General features: G+C 68.9%; 12 protein-coding genes and 1 tRNA gene. 4 read left to right on the top strand and 9 right to left on the bottom strand.

What is annotated here, in order from left to right:
* Positions 1 to 137 precede the first annotated feature (137 nt).
* Positions 138 to 1601: a phospholipase D-like domain-containing protein gene (locus RNZ50_05095; GenBank protein ID MDT8854415.1), complete on the top strand. Its 1464-nt coding sequence runs from the start codon at positions 138 to 140 to the stop codon at positions 1599 to 1601.
* A gap of 98 nt (positions 1602 to 1699) precedes the next feature.
* On the opposite strand, the gene RNZ50_05090 is transcribed toward RNZ50_05095, so the two are convergent.
* From RNZ50_05090 to RNZ50_05080, 3 genes are read right to left on the bottom strand one after another with little or no spacing between them, the layout of a single operon-like run.
* Positions 1700 to 2575 (bottom strand): SRPBCC domain-containing protein, encoded by an 876-nt coding sequence (locus RNZ50_05090; GenBank protein ID MDT8854414.1) that lies wholly within the window; start codon positions 2573 to 2575, stop codon positions 1700 to 1702.
* A complete protein-coding gene (locus RNZ50_05085; GenBank protein MDT8854413.1) occupies positions 2572 to 3048 on the bottom strand; it encodes an SRPBCC family protein in 477 nt (158 codons plus the stop codon). The genes RNZ50_05090 and RNZ50_05085 overlap by 4 nt, the downstream gene beginning before the upstream one ends.
* Positions 3045 to 3386, bottom strand: a complete 342-nt coding sequence (locus RNZ50_05080) for a metalloregulator ArsR/SmtB family transcription factor (protein MDT8854412.1) — start codon at positions 3384 to 3386, stop codon at positions 3045 to 3047. Before RNZ50_05080 ends, RNZ50_05085 begins: the two co-directional genes overlap by 4 nt.
* Positions 3387 to 3598: 212 nt before the next feature.
* Between RNZ50_05080 and RNZ50_05075 the strand changes: the two genes are divergently transcribed.
* The 3 genes from RNZ50_05075 (at position 3599) to RNZ50_05065 (ending at position 6340) form a co-directional block, all read left to right on the top strand.
* The gene (locus RNZ50_05075) at positions 3599 to 4189 is read left to right on the top strand and encodes a hypothetical protein (GenBank protein MDT8854411.1); all 591 of its coding nucleotides are present in this window, start codon (positions 3599 to 3601) and stop codon (positions 4187 to 4189) included.
* A 415-nt stretch (positions 4190 to 4604) separates the two neighbouring features.
* Positions 4605 to 4775 carry a DUF2256 domain-containing protein gene (locus tag RNZ50_05070; GenBank protein MDT8854410.1) on the top strand — a complete coding sequence of 57 codons (171 nt, stop codon included), beginning with the start codon at positions 4605 to 4607 and terminating at the stop codon, positions 4773 to 4775.
* Positions 4772 to 6340 carry a cryptochrome/photolyase family protein gene (locus RNZ50_05065; protein MDT8854409.1) on the top strand — a complete coding sequence of 523 codons (1569 nt, stop codon included), beginning with the start codon at positions 4772 to 4774 and terminating at the stop codon, positions 6338 to 6340. Before RNZ50_05070 ends, RNZ50_05065 begins: the two co-directional genes overlap by 4 nt.
* A gap of 221 nt (positions 6341 to 6561) precedes the next feature.
* Here the strand turns inward: RNZ50_05065 and RNZ50_05060 are convergent, their stop codons facing one another.
* From RNZ50_05060 to RNZ50_05035, 6 genes are all read right to left on the bottom strand, one after another.
* Positions 6562 to 7506 carry a hypothetical protein gene (locus RNZ50_05060; GenBank protein ID MDT8854408.1) on the bottom strand — a complete coding sequence of 315 codons (945 nt, stop codon included), beginning with the start codon at positions 7504 to 7506 and terminating at the stop codon, positions 6562 to 6564.
* Between the two features lie 205 nt (positions 7507 to 7711).
* Positions 7712 to 10003, bottom strand: a complete 2292-nt coding sequence (locus tag RNZ50_05055; GenBank protein MDT8854407.1) for a glycosyltransferase family 4 protein — start codon at positions 10001 to 10003, stop codon at positions 7712 to 7714.
* Positions 10000 to 13251, bottom strand: a complete 3252-nt coding sequence (locus tag RNZ50_05050; protein MDT8854406.1) for a glycosyltransferase — start codon at positions 13249 to 13251, stop codon at positions 10000 to 10002. Before RNZ50_05050 ends, RNZ50_05055 begins: the two co-directional genes overlap by 4 nt.
* A gap of 76 nt (positions 13252 to 13327) precedes the next feature.
* Entirely contained in the window at positions 13328 to 14449 is a 1122-nt protein-coding gene (locus RNZ50_05045) for a glycosyltransferase (GenBank protein MDT8854405.1), read from the bottom strand.
* A gap of 149 nt (positions 14450 to 14598) precedes the next feature.
* Entirely contained in the window at positions 14599 to 15024 is a 426-nt protein-coding gene (locus RNZ50_05040) for a hypothetical protein (GenBank protein ID MDT8854404.1), read from the bottom strand.
* A gap of 119 nt (positions 15025 to 15143) precedes the next feature.
* Positions 15144 to 15220, bottom strand: a tRNA-Arg gene (locus RNZ50_05035).
* Between the last annotated feature and the right edge of the window lie 23 nt (positions 15221 to 15243).

The raw sequence follows: 15243 nt of genomic DNA, 5'->3' as shown, positions 1-15243 counted from the left end.
GCCCTGCACATCGGTCACCCGGATGTGCGCGTTCCTTCGCAGGCCCGATGATTTGTGCAACAGTGCGCGGGAATGGGATAACCCTCGTGATCGCCACCTGTTCGGAGCCGTTTGCGCACCTCCGGGAAACGAAGTGAATGAAGACGATGTCAGACCTGCTGGAACCCGGCCGCAACTGCTGGCGGCTTGAAAACGCCGATCGCTTCTCGGTCATCATCGATGCGGAACAGTATTTTCTGGCGGCCCGCGACGCGATGTTGCAGGCGAAGAAGAGCATCATCCTCGTGGGTTGGGATTTCGATGCCCGGATCCATCTGGGCCGCAGCGAAAGCGACCGGAACGCGCCGGATACGCTTGGCGACCTGGTGCTCTGGCTGGTCGAGCGCGAGCCGCGGCTGGAAATCCGGCTGCTGCAATGGAACTCGGGCAGGTTCCGCAATCTGGTGCGCGGCACGAACGCCTGGTATCTGATGCGCTGGAAGATGCACGACCGGATCACCGCGCGGCTGGACGGGATACACCCGCCGCTGGCCTCGCATCATCAGAAGCTGCTGGTGGTCGACGACAGCCTTGCCTTCTGTGGCGGCATCGACATGACGATGAAGCGCTGGGACACGCGCGCCCATGCGGATGCAGAGCCGGGGCGCACATCGCCTTCCGGCAAGCAACTGCAACCCTGGCATGATCTGACCAGCATCTTCGACGCCGACGCCGCGAAGGCCATGGGGGATCTGTGCCGCCTGCGCTGGAAGCGCGCGTGTGGCGAGGTGCTGGAACCTGTTGCCGACGGGAAGGTCAACTGGCCCGAAAACATTCTCCCGCTGGTCGGGCCTGCCCGGATCGGTATCGCCCGAAGCCAGCCGGAAATGGAGGATCAGGACCCGGTGCGCGAGATCGAGGCGCTGCATATCGACATGATCGCCGCCGCGAAAACGCTGATCTATGCCGAAAGCCAGTATTTCGCCTCGCGCCGGATCGCAGCGGCGCTGGCGCGGCGGCTGGAAGAACCGGACGGCCCCGAGGTGGTGATCGTCAACCCCGCCGAAGCCGAAGGCTGGCTCGAGCCGCTGGCGATGGATACCGCCCGCGCGCGGCTGGTGGCGTCGCTTATGCGGCACGACCCGCATGGCCGGCTGGCGATCTATCACCCGGTGACCGCGGGCGAAAACCCGATCTACGTCCACGCCAAGCTGTTGATCGTGGACGACCGGCTGCTGCGGATCGGCTCGTCCAACTTCAACAACCGCTCGATGCGGCTGGATTCCGAATGTGATGTCGTGCTCGACGCGACGCAGGATGGCAGCGGCGCCATCGCGGGGAAACTGCGGGATCTGCTGCACGACCTCCTGGCCGAGCATCTGGGCCGGACGCCCGAGGCGGTCGCAGCCTCGGTTGCCCGCGAAGGCAGCCTGGTGCGCGGCATCGAGGCGTTGCGCGGTTCGGGCAGGTCGCTGGTGCCCTACGAGATTCCGGATCTGTCGGCCTTGCAGGCCTGGCTGGCGGACAATGAAATCCTCGATCCCGACGGACCGGAAGAGGTGTTCGAAACGATCGGCAAGCGCGGGCTGTTCCGCGGCCGTCTGCGCAAGCCGGGCCACTGACCGTTCGGCATGTCGGTCATGCGCCTGCCGTGCCGCCCCGTGCCGGGCTTGCGATGCGGCGCGGGGACAGGGCGGTGGGTTCCGGCGGCGGTGCTTCCTCAGTCTGCCCCGACGAAACGCGCCAGCTTGCCCAGAGTCTGCTGCCCCAGTTCCACCGCGCCGAAGCCCATGGCCTCCTGAAACGCGGCCTCGGTGCTCAAGACCATGCCCAGCGTCACCTTCGTCGCTCCGTCCGCATCCTCGAACGTGGCCCAGGCGTCGGCGTGTTTCGGCCCGTTCTCGCCCCAGAGCAGCGTATAGCCGATCCGGTCCATGTTCCGGACCTCGCCGTAAAGGTGGTGGTTCGGAAAGACCGTGCCGTCCGGCGCGATCATGTCGAACACCCATTCGCCGCCCGTCCGCAGGTCGATCCGCCTGGTGCGGCAGGAATATCCGTCAGGCCCCCACCATTGCGGCAGGGTTTCCGCGTTCACCCAGGCGCCCCAGACCACCGGACGCGGCGCCCTGATCACGCGCCGCAGCACCATCGTCCGCCCGGCCACGCCCGCCAGATTGTCCAGCCCCGCGCCAAAGCCCTGCCGGTAACCCTGTTCCATGTCCTCGGCCAGCGCGGAAAGCTGCACCGTCACGACGATCCGGCTGCCCTCGCCCGCGGCAGAGACATCCGCCGTCACCAGCGCCGCCGAAAGCGGCACGTCCTGGCACGAGATGACCTCGTGGTTCACGCTGCGCCGCCCGGGCTGAAGATCCAGCCAGCCGACCTCGCAGCGGATGTCGGGCTGCCCTTCCACCCTGCAAAGCGAGACCTCGCGCCCGCCGACCCTGGTATCCGCCTCCAGAAATGCCACCGTGACCGAAGGGGCGGGCGCGGCCCAGACCGCCCGGGCGGCGGGCGCCGTCCAGGCCTGCCACAGCGTTGCGGCGGGGGCTGCCACCTGCCGCTCGAAGGTCAGCGTCGCAAACCGGCCGCTCATGGCATCAGGCTCCTGGCATAGGTTTCAAGCTGCGTCGTGGCCGTGCCCCATCCGTCGAAGAAGCCCATTTCCTCATGCGTCTTGCAGGTTTCGGGGTTGCGGTGGCGGGCAATCGCCGTGTAGGTCGTGCCGCCGCCGGGCGCATCCGACAGCAGCAGGATCGCGGTCATGAACGGCTCGGGCGCGGGTTTCCAGCCTTCGGTATAGGTGTCGGTGAAGACCAGCCTCTCGTCCGGCACAACCTCCAGATAGACGCCCTTGTTCTCCATCACGGTGCCGTCCACATCGAAGGTCGTGTTGAACCGCCCGCCGACCCTCAGGTCGATTTCGACCGCCGTCACCTTGTGCGGCGCGGGGATGAAGAAATGCGGGATATGCCTCGGCTCTGTCCAGCATTCCCAGATCAGGTGCCGGGGCACGGCCAGCGTGCGGGTAAAGCTCAGGTCGGTATTCGAATCGAGGTCCGGTGTCATGTCTCGCGCTCCTCCATCAGCTTCATCACATAGTCGTCCAGCCGGTCGAGCCGGGCTTCCCAGACAGCCCGCTGGTCGTCGAGCCAGGTCCGCATCGGCACCAGCGCCTCGGGCACGATGGCGCAGGTGCGGACCCGCCCGTCCTTCGACGTGGCAATCAATCCGGCGTCCTCCAGCACCGACAGGTGCCGCATCACCGTCGGCAGCCGCAGCCCGGTGGGATTGGCAAGTGCTGTCACGGGCGCCGCCCCTGCTGCCAGCCGCGCGAGGATCGCCCGCCGTGTCGGGTCTGCCAACGCGTGAAAGAGCGCCGAGAGATCAGGGTCATGCTTAGCCATGTCTCTAACTATAACCCGTTTCGCCCCGGCGCAAGAAAAAGTTTGTCGGTTGGCTAAGTTTCTTGTCGGCCACAGCCCCGGGCCGACCACCGACGCGGCCACCGACGCGGCAACTGGCCCGGGCCGCGGCAGGCGCGGAAAGGACGGCGGAACCGACCGCGACCCCTGATCGTTGTCGGTACAGCCAGCATTCAGGAACAAGGAGCGAGCCGATGAACCGCCTGACGCCCGAGGGCACAAGGATCGTATCCGACATTGCACGGCGCAACGGCGTTTCGGACGAGGCCGTCCGAACGGTTCTGGTTGCCCTTTCCGGCGGGCAGGGGCGGCAGGCCCAGTTCAGCCACCCCGAACTCGGCGGCATGGGGCAATGGTCCTCCGGGGGCATGGTCATGATCGGTGACATGTTCAATAACCAACTGAAGGCCAGGGTCGATGCGATCTGCACGGAGCTGGCAAGCGCAATGGCCGACGCGGACCTGTTCGCGGCCGCAGCGGGCAGACCGGAGGATGAGTCCGGCCGGGCGGGGGGCGAACCTTCCGGCAAAGCCGATGCGGACAGGCTCGCCTGGCCGACCGATCTCGGGTCGCCGTCCTCGACGGGCAGCCAGAACGACATGCGCTATGCCGTGTTTCCGGACAGTCGGCGCCTGGCGGTGGAAAAGGCGGGTCGGCTTGATGTCTATGACACGGGCGAGCATCGCATCTCGGGCGTGTCACAGCAGCAGGGCAGCGATCAATCCCTGACCTTTGTCAGCCAGAACGGGCTGGTGCGTGTCGCGGACCTTCGCAAGGTCAGCTGAGGCCGGCCGACGATCTGCGGCAATCGGGAGGAGCGCAGGTTGCGCCCTGGACCGATTGCGGCTGGCCGAGGGGCGACGGCTGTGCCCCGTGGCCGCCTTTGGCCCACAGAGACCGCAGCGGGCGGGCCGCCGCCCCGCCGCGCATTAACGAGCTTATGCGGAAACTCCTGCCCCCTCCCCGGACGAACGCTCGTGACCGAGGCTCGCATTCTCCGGATGCGGCAAGGTGCGGCTGGGGACGGGCGCCGAGGCGATTGCCGCCGGGGGAAATCGCACCACATCACGCTGGCGGGGGCTTGCCTTCAGCGCAAGTCCGAACGTTGGTGGCCATGCCGCCCGGGAACGAGTTTCCCCGCGGATCGGCGCCGAAAGCGGGCCGTCGTGACCCCAAGACGTTCCAACCGCAGGAGAGGCCATGCCCGGGATGCGCAAGAAATCCGAACTTCCGACCAGGACATGCGTGGTCTGCGGTCTGCCCTTTGCCTGGCGCAAGAAATGGGCGCGCGACTGGGACCGTGTGACCCACTGTTCGGACCGCTGCCGAAGGGCGGCCAAGCCCGGCCGCCTGCCTGCGGGGCCAAGATGACCGGCCGGTTGCGGTTCGTGCTGGGCGACCAGTTGACGCGCGAGCTTTCCGCGCTGTCCGACATCGACCCCGCGCGGGATGTAGTGCTGATGGTCGAGGTCGCAGCCGAGGCGCAGCATGTGCGCCATCACAAACAGAAGATCGCCTTCGTGCTTTCCGCGATGCGCCACTTTGCCGACAGCCTTCGGGCCGAAGGTATCCGCGTCGACTACATCCGGCTGGACGATCCGGCCAACAGCCACAGCCTGGGCGGCGAACTTGCGCGTGCCATCGCGCGCCATGCCCCGGCTTCGGTCGTCGTCACCGGGCCGGGCGAATGGCGGGTCTGGCAGATGATGCAGGACTGGCGCGCGACGCTGGATTGCCCGGTCGAGATCCGCGAGGATGATCGGTTCTTTTGCACGGTCGCCGGGTTTGCCGCCCTGACCGCAGCCCGCAAGACAGGCCGGATGGAATTCTTCTATCGCGAGATGCGCCGCCGCACCGGCATCCTGATGGCCGGAACCCAGCCCGAGGGCGGCCAATGGAATTTCGACCCCGAGAACCGCAAGGCTCTGCCGCGCGGCCTGCGCCCGCCGCCCCGTCGCCGCTTTGCCCCCGATGCCATCACCCGCGCCGTGCTGGATCTGGTGGCTGCACGCTTTGGCGACCATTTCGGTGACCTGGAACCGTTTGGCTGGGCGGTTACCCGGGCGGATGCCCTGCAGGCGCTGGATCATTTCATCAAGGATTGCCTGCCGACCTTCGGCGACTATCAGGACGCGATGAAGGCGGGCGAGGATTTCCTGTTTCACAGCCTGATCTCGCCCTATCTGAACTGCGGCCTTCTGACCGCACGCGAGGTCTGCGCCCGCGCCGAGGCCGCCTGGCTGGAAGGCGACGCGCCGATCAACGCGGTGGAAGGCTTTGTCCGCCAGATCCTCGGCTGGCGCGAGTTCGTGCGCGGCATCTACTGGACGGAGATGCCCGGCTATGCGCAGACCAACCACCTGAACGCGACGCGCGACCTTCCGGCACTGTACTGGACCGGCGACACGCCGATGCGCTGCATGGCCGAATGCATCGGCACCACGCGCCGCCATGCCTATGCCCACCACATCCAGCGCCTGATGGTGACCGGCAATTTCGCGCTTCTGGCCGGAGTCGCCCCGGCGCAGATCGAAGAATGGTATCTGGCGGTTTATGCCGATGCCTTCGAATGGGTCGAACTGCCAAACGTGCATGGCATGGTGCTTCATGCCGATGGCGGGCGGCTGGGGTCGAAGCCCTATGCCGCTTCGGGCGCCTATATCGACAGGATGTCGGATTACTGCAAGGGCTGCGCTTTTGATCCCAAGGTCAAGCTGGGCCCGAAGGCTTGTCCGTTCAATTATCTCTACTGGCATTTCCTGATCGGGAACGAGGCCGTCCTGGCCCCGAACCCGCGCATGGCCTTGCCCTACCGAACGCTGGCCCGGATGCCGCCAGAGCAGCGGGCCGACATCACCCGGTCGTCGACCGCATTTCTGGCCGGGCTGGAGACATGGGCGAATGATGCGCCGTCAGGGGCGGGCGACTGCGGGTAGGGCAGGCCCGGCGCGGATCGCCTCTGCGAGGCTGCGCCGGCGTGCGCCCCCGCAGATCCTGCGCCGCAACCTGCGGATTGCAGCCGCCATCGGCCGACCATGCCGCCTGTGGCCGGACGCTGGGCGGTCCGGCCGGTTGGCTCTGGCGGTCACGGCAGGCTGCAAAGGGAAACGGCGCCCCGGTCGGGGGCGCCGCTGTTGTGCGTGCAGGCGCGGGACGGTCAGCCCCGGTAGGCGAACCCGCCGAAGATGCGCCCGTCGTCGCGGTGCCGACCGCCCTTGACTGCCGAGACATAGGCGGCGGCGGCGGCGACCAGCGCCGTTGCGGTCAGCAGGAACGCGGTCAGGATACCCGAGATGCGGGCCATTTCCGCAGCATTGCGTGCCGTCTCCTCGGCTTCGGCTGCCATGCGGGCGGCCTCGTCCCGCGCCGCCTGTGCGGAAGCCACGGCCTGATCGACCCGGGCTTCGACTTCGGGCGGCGTGACGCCGGCCCGCGCCGCGGTCAGTTGCACCAGATAGGCGCGGTCACTGTCCGAGATCTCGCCGGTGGTCATGACATTGGCAAGGATCGACGCCGCATCAGCGGAGGTGGCTTCGTTCTGCGTCGCGTCGGGCTGCACCGTCGTGGGGCGCAGCAGGGTGCCGGTGACGAAATCCATCGGATCGTCGGGCATCAGGTTCGAGGCTGCCGTCATGGCGCCGCCCGCCGCACCGCCCGCAATGGAGCCCGCAACTTCCGCGCCGGTTGCAGCGACCTTGCCGGCCGTGGAAACCAGACCCGTGACGGCCGAGCCCAGCAGGATCACGCTGAGCACGATGCCGACGGCCCAGACGATGACGCCGTTCATGCCGTCGCGCACCGTCACTTCCTCGGGCGTCGCGCTTTCGACGCGGCGACGCATCCGGCCGGCGACATATCCGCCGGTCGCATAGGCCGCGATCATGCTCAACACGACCCAGACCGCCGAGATGATCACCGCCAGCAGCCCCGAGCCTTCGCCCTCTTCCGCCGAAATCGCCGTCAGCCCCAGCGCGGCGCCGAAGCCGGTGAACAGCGCGCCAAGCGCCACGGCCACGACGGCCCCGCCAAGGATTGCGGCCCAGTCGACATACGAGCCCTGGGTCGTCTCTGTCACGTCGGACCGCATTGCGGCGCCGCTCATTCGATCACGATTTTCCATGTCGCCACCTCACCGCAGACCGATCAAGGAAAGGACTGCCAGAACGACAACCACAAGACCCACCAAATATATGATACTGTTCATAGCCAACCCACCTGTTGTTTCCAGAAAACCCGAAGGTGTCCAGACAACACGGGGCGGCGCGATTTGTTCCGTCAAGCGCAAAGACCCGGTGCGCCGTCGAGACTCATTGCGCGGCGGCAGCGGCGCGCTGGGGGCGCGCGTCGGCGCGGCGGGCCGCCGCGTCGGCCACCACGTCGGCCACTGCGGCGGCCAGAGCGGCATCGACGCCGCGCTGGCGACCTTCCATCTGCTGCGTGAGCAGGCCGTTCTGGCAGGCGCGGTCGTCATCCCAGCCGGGATGGTTCATCACCGGGTAAAGGCAGATGCCCTCGACCGGCACGCCGCGACGGCGCGCGCGCGTTACCTCGGCCGCCACATGGCGCAGCCAGGGCGCGCGGCGGTCGCCCTCGACCCCGGTCTCCGACAGGAAGATCGGGCGGCCATAGCGGGCATGGGTTTCGAACAGCAGGTCCGACAGCGGCCGGTAGAGGGGGTGGTCCACGTCGATCGGCGGGCCGCCGTGTATCCACTGGTTGTTGGAATAGTAGTTGACCCCCACGATGTCGAGCAGCGACGGGTCACCGCCGATCTGCGGCCACAGCCGCCCCATCAGCAGCTCGAACGCCTGGAACTGCGCCTGATGCCAGCCTTCGGCCTCCCACCGCGGCGGGGCGAGGGCGGGGTCGTGGTGGATGGCGATCAGCGGTTCGCAATGCACGAACCGCGCCCGGGGATCGACATCGCGCAGCGCGTGCATCGCGGCGATGCTGGCGCGGGCAAGCTGCACCTTCAGCTCATACCCCCGCCCGGCCGCAAAGGGATTCAGATAGCGCGCGTCGCCCCCGGCCCAGGAGAAGAACGAGATCTCGTTCACCGGGCACCAGAACGGCACCTCGTCGGTGGTGTCGCGCAAGGCGCGCGCGGTGGCCCGGGCAAACGCCGCGAACCGGTCGACAAAGGCCGGCGTCCAGATGTCGAGATCGTCGGGCCAGCCGTAGTGCAGCAGATCCCAGATCACCTGCGTGCCGGTCTGCCGCGCCGCCCGCACCATGGGCAGAAAGCTGGAGAAGTCGTGGCGGCCCGCCTGACGCTCGATCAGGTGCCAGCGCGCCGCGTCGCGCACGGTGCGCAGGCCCATGCCCGCCAGCTGGCGATAGTCGCCCTCGGCATGGGTGTCATGGCCGGTGGCCGCGATCACGTCCAGCCGCCGCCCGGTGTGCAGCCGGTGCGCCGAGGATTCAAAGCCCCCCTGAACGAAGCTGCGAAACAGCAGGGGCGGCGGTGCGGGCGTCGTGGCCAGCACCTCGTCGAACAGGGCTTCCCACCGGCGCACGACGGCCGTGGCGGCATGGGTCGCAGCGACATCGCGATGCAGCGCGTTGCCCAGCCGCCGCCGCAGCGCGGGGTCGCAGGCCAGCCGACCCATCGCGGCGGCGATGGCGCCGATGTCGTCGTGCGGCACAAGAAGCCCGTTCTCGCCATCGCGGATCGGGCCCGGGGCGCCATGGCCGGCGGTCGCGATCACCGGCAGCCGGGCCGCGCCCGCCTCGGCGACGACATGCGGCATTCCTTCGCTGCGCGACAGCCGCACGAAGATGTCCATCGCGCCCAGCAGGTCGGGCACATCCGCCCGGTCGCCGGTGAACAGGACCGCCTGCGACAGGCCCAGACGCTCTGCCAGCAACCGCAGTTCCGTCGCATGGTCGGGCATTTCGGCGTCCGGCCCCCCGACCACGACAAAACACGCCCGAGGGTGGCGCGCCCGCGTCAGGGCGGCGGCGCGCAGGAAATCCTCGACCCGCCTCCTGCGGTCCAGCCGCCCGACCCAGCCGATCAGCAGGGCATCCGGCGGAAGCCCGAGGCTTGCGCGCACCGCCCCCCGCCGCGCCGGGTCGAAGGCCGCCATGTCGACCATCGCCGGGATGGCATGGGCGTGCTGCGGCCGGTCGGCCATGCGCGACGCGGCGGCGTCGCGGATCGTCCCGCACGCCCCGACATGGCGCGTGGTGAAATGCTTCGGCCCTGCCAGCGCGTCGGACACCAGCCGACCGTGCTCGATCAGCGGCGGGCGGAGGCTGAGCCGGTCCAGCGCGGGATAGATGTCGGGCACGTTCTGGCAGGACACGACGATGTCGCAGCCCGCGAGCTTGCGTTCCAGATAGCGCACCGTGTCCTCGAAGCTCAGATCATAGGCGGTGCGGTCCACCCGCACCCCGGCCGCCTCCAGCCGACGGTGCGCGAGGTCGGACACCCCGTTCAGCCGCAGGCAGGGCAGCACGTCGATGCGGTAGCGCGCGGGGTCCAGCGATCGGGCCAGCAGGCGCACCATGGTTTCCTCGCCGCCGACCGCCAGCCAGGCGAAGACGAACAGAAGGCGCACCGGCCGGTCGGCAGGGTGGGGCAGGGGATGGGTCATGTGTCCAGCACGAAGGCGATCTGAAGGAACTCGGGGCGGTCGGCCACAAGGTGCGCAAGGAACCCCGGCGCATCGTCGAAGGGCACGACATGGGTGATCAGGGCGTCACGGATGGCGGGGCCCTGCGCGGCCAGCAGCGCCAGCGTTTCCTGACACAGGCGCGGGCGGTCCCAGCCCGCCGCAAAGCCGGGCGGCACCCGCCCGATCTGGGCGCAGATCAGGCGCAGGCCGTTGTGGTGGAACTCTTCCCCCAGCCGGGCGCCGTCCAGCCCGCCCTGGTAGAAGGCAAGGTCGATGACGCTGCCCTGCGGGCGCAGGGCGCGCAGCGCGCTGTGCAGGCTGTCGGACCGCGCGCGGGTCTGGAACACCAGATCGGCGCCGCGGTTCCCGGCCTGCCCCCAGCTCTTGGCGTGCGCCAGTGCCGCATCCTCGTCCAGCGCCTGCAGGCCCAGGCGCCCGGCCAGGCCCCGGCGGAAGGCCGAAGGTTCGGCCAGGATCACATCGGCCGCCCCTGCGGCCCGGGCAAACAGCGCGGTGAGCATCCCCACCGTGCCGCCGCCCCAGACCGCCACCCGCCGCCCGCGCACCCCGGCGCCAAAGGCCGCGTTCCCCGCCGGATGCGCCAGCGCGTCGGCATGAAGGATGCCGTTGGCGGCAATCGGCCCCATCTGCGCGACGAAGATGCCGAGGATCGGGTCGATCTGCGGCGGCATCGGCACCAGCAGGTCCCGCCCGGGCGTTGCGGTGTGGCCGGTCTTGTGGCCGAAGGCCGTAGCCACGATGTCGCCCGGGGCGAACCCTTCGGCCTTGCTGTCGATCACCCGTGCCACCTCCATGTAGCCCATGAAGCGCAGCGGAAACTCCGCAGCAGGCGCATCGGTGCGGAACAGGCAGGCGTCGGCGTCCCATGACGCGGCAAGACAGGGGTTGGTACCCTTCAGGAACGTCAGCTCGGTGCCCGCCGAAAGCCCGGTGAAGCACAGGTCGAGCCGCACCTGCCCCGGACCAGCAGGGCCTTCGTCATAGCAGAAGACGCCCGGCCGGAACGGCGCCTCGACCCCCAGCGAGCACACCTCGCGGTGCTGATCGGGAAGCGCGGGAGGGCGGCGCAGGCGGCCGACCGGGGGCAGGGGTTGCGGCAAGGTGGGGGTCAGCCGTTCCAACTCGCCCGTCTGCATCGACCGGGAGATGGCCAGCGCCACGCGATGCGTCTCCAGCGCCTCGGCATAGGAAGTGCGGATCAGGTTCGGCCGCCCGCGCACCGCGTCGATGAAATCGCGGTCGGCGCGCCAGACCGGGTCGCCGTCGGCCGGTTGCGGGTGACGGCCCGCGCCGTGGTCGATCATCACCCCGTGTTCCGAAAGCTCGATCGCCAGCCCTTCCGCGAACAGGTGCAGGCCGACACGGTGCTGCCATTCCAGCAGGCAGGTGGCAGACAGGGTCGCCACCGCGCCAGACGCGAAGGTCAGCGTGGCGGTGCAGGCGGTCGCCACGCCCAGGCCGGGAAACCGGTCGCGCGGCAGGTGGTTGCCCTGCGCATAGACCGCGCTTACCCCGCCGCCCAGCAGGCGCAGCGTGTCGATCAGATGGGTGGCCTGTTCCACCATCAGCCCGCCCGACTGCGCAGCCCGGCCCCACCAGGCGGGCGGCGGCGTCCGGTCCAGCCAGAAGCCCTGCATCAGTTGCGGCACGCGCCCGCGCAGCGCGTGGCGGGCGGCATCGACCGTGTCGAGATAGCGCCAGTGATAGCCGACCGCCGTGACGATCCCCGCCGAAGCCACCTCTGCCGCAATCGCCTCGGCGGTGGCAAGGTCGGCCGACAGCGGCTTTTCGACGAAGAACGGCAAGCCGGCAGCCAGGGCGGCACGCTCGGCCGGGCCATGGGCACCGGGCGGGAGGCAGATGAACAGCGCGTCCAGCGTCACCGCGTGCAGCATCGCCGCGGCGCTGTCGTGGACACTGGCACCGAAAGGCGCGGCGAGGGCCGCGGCGCAGGCGGTATCGGGGTCCGCGATGGCGGTCACGGCCACGTCGGAAAAGCCCGACAGCACGCCCAGATGACGCGCGGCGATGCCCCCCGCGCCGATGAAACCGATCCGCGTCGGGCTTTGCATGGCAGGCGGTCCTTGCCGGGCGCGCCGGTCGGCAAGCGCGCGGTGATAGGCGGTTTCGGTGGCCCGTGCCATCGCGTCGGCGGTGAAGCCCTGCCGGAAACGGCGGCTCTGGTGCCGCGCCACTTCACGCGCGCCATCCGGGTCGGCCAGGCGCGCGGCAAGGCACGCGGCCAGCGCGTCCGGCGCATCGGGCGGCACCAGGAACGGATGGTCCGGCCCCAGCGCATCGACAATCCCCTCGGTGCGGGTGGCAATGATCGGCAGCCCCGCCGCCATCGCCTCGAGTGCAACCAGCGGCAGCCCCTCGAACAGCGAGGGCAGCACGAACAGGTCGGCAGCCTGCATCAGGCTTGCGATGTCGTCGCGGGGCGCAAGCAGCGTGACGCCCGCCAGCGCGCGCCGCGCGATGTCGGCCTCGACCGCCGCGCGCAGCGGGCCTTCGCCAACCATGACCAGCCGCGCCGCGGGATGCGCGGGCTGCACCGCTGCAAAGGCCGCCACCAGCGCCGCCTGTGCCTTTTGTGCCGTGAATCGCCCGACGTGCAGCACAAGGGGCGCCCCTTCCGCGATCCCGAGGTTCCGGCGCAGGTCCGGGGCCGGGATGCGGGGGTGCGGCTGGGCCACCCCGTTCGGAATCGCCGACAGCGGCACCTGATGCGGCATCCGGGCGATCTTCGCCAGCCAGCCCTGCGCCGAGCCCGGTGACACCGCGATCAGCTGCGACACGTCGCGCAGCATGGCGGCGTAATCCTGCCTTTGCGCGGCATCGTCGATCAGCCAGGGCAGATGTTCGGTGCGCAGCACGGTCATCCCCGCGCGCCGTCCAGCTGCGATCAGCGGATGCCCTTCCCACCCGATGCCCGCATGAACGTGCAGCAGGGGGCCGGGCCGACGCGCCAGCCAGTCGGGCCAGCCATCCTCGGCCACCGTGTCGGCGGCAAGGCCGGCGGCCCGGGCGCGGGCCACGAAAGCGCGGCCAGAGGGTGCCGCGACGAAGGCCAGAAGCGGGGTGAAAGCCCGGCCGAGGTGCGCGGCGAGCGTGATCATGTGGTGGCCGACGCCCGACGGGTCGTTGCTGTCCGTGGCAAGGATCACCGGCACCGGCCCCGCCTGCGGGGTTTCCGCATTCGGCATCATTCCCGCTTCGACGGTTCGCGGCCTGCCGTGACACCGCGCGCATGTCCGGCGCCGGTGGACCGCCCGGCGCGCATCATCCCACCCGTTCCGCGACGCGCGCCCGTGACAGCATCAGCGTCTGCATCGCGGCCCAGGTGCCCGCCCAGGACATCGAGCCAAGGCAGCGGTCGACCGCCTTCTGCCAGCCGGGCTCGGCAGGGATCAGGCTGTCGCGCAGCGCCGTGGCGATGGTGTCGGCATCCGCGATGGTGACAAGGCCCTGCCGGCCATAGGTCGCCACCACGTCGGCCACCGCCGTTGCCGTCACCGGCAGACCCGCCGCGAGGAACTCGGGGGTCTTGGTCGGGCTGATGAAGCGCGTGGAATCGTTCAGGGCAAAGGGCATCCAGGCCGCCTGCCAGTTGGCCATGTAGGGCGGCAGGTCTTCGTAGTCCCTGCGCCCCAGCCAGTGGATGTTCGGCCCCTGCGGCAGGTCCTGCGGGTCGATCTTGGCGATCGGCCCCAGCATCACGAACTGCGTTTCGGGCAGCGCCGCCGCCGCATGGGCCACGAGGCCAAGGTCCATCCGTTCGTCGATCACGCCGAAATAGCCGATCCGCGGCCGCGGGATGCCTGCCTGATCGGGCGGATCGGCCAGCGGGCTGCGTGCCCGGCCGAAGTGGCCCACGTCGACGCTGCTGGGAAAACAGTGCACATCGGGATGCCGGGTGCGCTTGGCCGCATAAAGGCTCTGCCCCCCGGTGAACACCAGATCGGCGCGTGCCAGCAGCTCCGCTTCCATGGCGCAGATGTCCGGTGGCGCAAAGCGAAAGGCCGACAGCTCGTCCATGCAGTCATAGACGCACAGGTCGCAGGGCAGGCCGCCCGCAAAGCGCAGCGCCATCGGCGTGTAATACCAATGGACCTGCGGGCTCTTGCCCAGGCTGCGCTGCAGCGATTGCACCAGCAGGCGTTGTTCATGGCAATGGTCGGTGGCATGATCGAACACCGGGGTCAGGATGGTCACGCCCGACGGCGCGACCCGCATGCGGAAATGCGGCGGACCCGGCGCGAATTCCGGCTCTTCAACATAGAACACGCGAAAGGTCGCGGCCGCCTGGGACAGCAGGTGCTGCGGGCGCTGGTAGACGAAATCCCAGCGCAGATGCGAAAAACACAGCAGGACGGGCTGCAGGGCAGGAGCTTGATCGGGCACTGGCAACCACCCGGCATTTGCAAACGGTGAAGGTGAGTTCATGGCGGCTCCCTGAGAGGCTGAGATACTCAGGTCAGAACAACAGCCTTCAGGATTTGTTCCTGACGCGCCCGCACGTCCTTCGGACAGGCGGACCCGAGGTTCATGACCTACCGGCCGACAACCGCGTCGCCCGGATAGCCGTCGCGCGGGCCCCAGCCCCTGCGCTGCTGCGTGGGCTCAAGCGAGAGCGGCGTGGCCATGCCTGCGCGATGCCCTGCCGCGCACAGCATCGCAATGGCGATGACGATGCGCCGACATGCGCTCTCGCAGGACGAAGCGCTCGGGGTGGCCGCAATCGCGGCGCAGGTGCCGGCGCCCACACTGCGGCACGCCTGATCGACAGATTCCAGCACATTGTGCGCAACCGCATGGCGGACGAACTCGACACCTGGCAGGAAGATGCCGCGGCGAGCCGGACGTTCGGCGCGATCTGGCTGCGTGACGCGGTCAGGGACTGTTCGGCAAGAACCCCGGCGTGTGACGCCATGCTGCGTCGCGCTGACCACATCGTCCGAACATTGCATAAATACCATGTAATATCAGATTATTGCCAGAAACTTGGCGTGGCACGCAGCAAACGCCCGACAGGGGTTTTGCAGGAAAATCCCGAAATCGTGCATCCTTGTGCCGCATTGGCAATCAATTTCAGAAGTGGCGACCCCGGGACGACTCGAACGCCCAACATCCTGATTAGAAGTCAGGTGCTCTATCCAGTTGAGCTACGGGGCCGTGATCCTTCTGATACCGGTTCG

This window comes from Paracoccaceae bacterium Fryx2 (assembly GCA_032334235.1).
Lineage (GTDB): Bacteria > Pseudomonadota > Alphaproteobacteria > Rhodobacterales > Rhodobacteraceae > JAVSGI01.
This window is presented reverse-complemented; position numbering and strand designations above follow the sequence as displayed.

Coding starts and splice junctions, on each gene's coding strand:
- RNZ50_05095 (MDT8854415.1), top strand. CDS start 138: ATGAAGACGATGTCAGACCTGCTGGAACCCGGCCGCAACTGCTGGCGG.
- RNZ50_05090 (MDT8854414.1), bottom strand. CDS start 2,575: ATGAGCGGCCGGTTTGCGACGCTGACCTTCGAGCGGCAGGTGGCAGCC.
- RNZ50_05085 (MDT8854413.1), bottom strand. CDS start 3,048: ATGACACCGGACCTCGATTCGAATACCGACCTGAGCTTTACCCGCACG.
- RNZ50_05080 (MDT8854412.1), bottom strand. CDS start 3,386: ATGGCTAAGCATGACCCTGATCTCTCGGCGCTCTTTCACGCGTTGGCA.
- RNZ50_05075 (MDT8854411.1), top strand. CDS start 3,599: ATGAACCGCCTGACGCCCGAGGGCACAAGGATCGTATCCGACATTGCA.
- RNZ50_05070 (MDT8854410.1), top strand. CDS start 4,605: ATGCCCGGGATGCGCAAGAAATCCGAACTTCCGACCAGGACATGCGTG.
- RNZ50_05065 (MDT8854409.1), top strand. CDS start 4,772: ATGACCGGCCGGTTGCGGTTCGTGCTGGGCGACCAGTTGACGCGCGAG.
- RNZ50_05060 (MDT8854408.1), bottom strand. CDS start 7,506: ATGAGCGGCGCCGCAATGCGGTCCGACGTGACAGAGACGACCCAGGGC.
- RNZ50_05055 (MDT8854407.1), bottom strand. CDS start 10,003: ATGACCCATCCCCTGCCCCACCCTGCCGACCGGCCGGTGCGCCTTCTG.
- RNZ50_05050 (MDT8854406.1), bottom strand. CDS start 13,251: ATGCCGAATGCGGAAACCCCGCAGGCGGGGCCGGTGCCGGTGATCCTT.
- RNZ50_05040 (MDT8854404.1), bottom strand. CDS start 15,024: ATGGTATTTATGCAATGTTCGGACGATGTGGTCAGCGCGACGCAGCAT.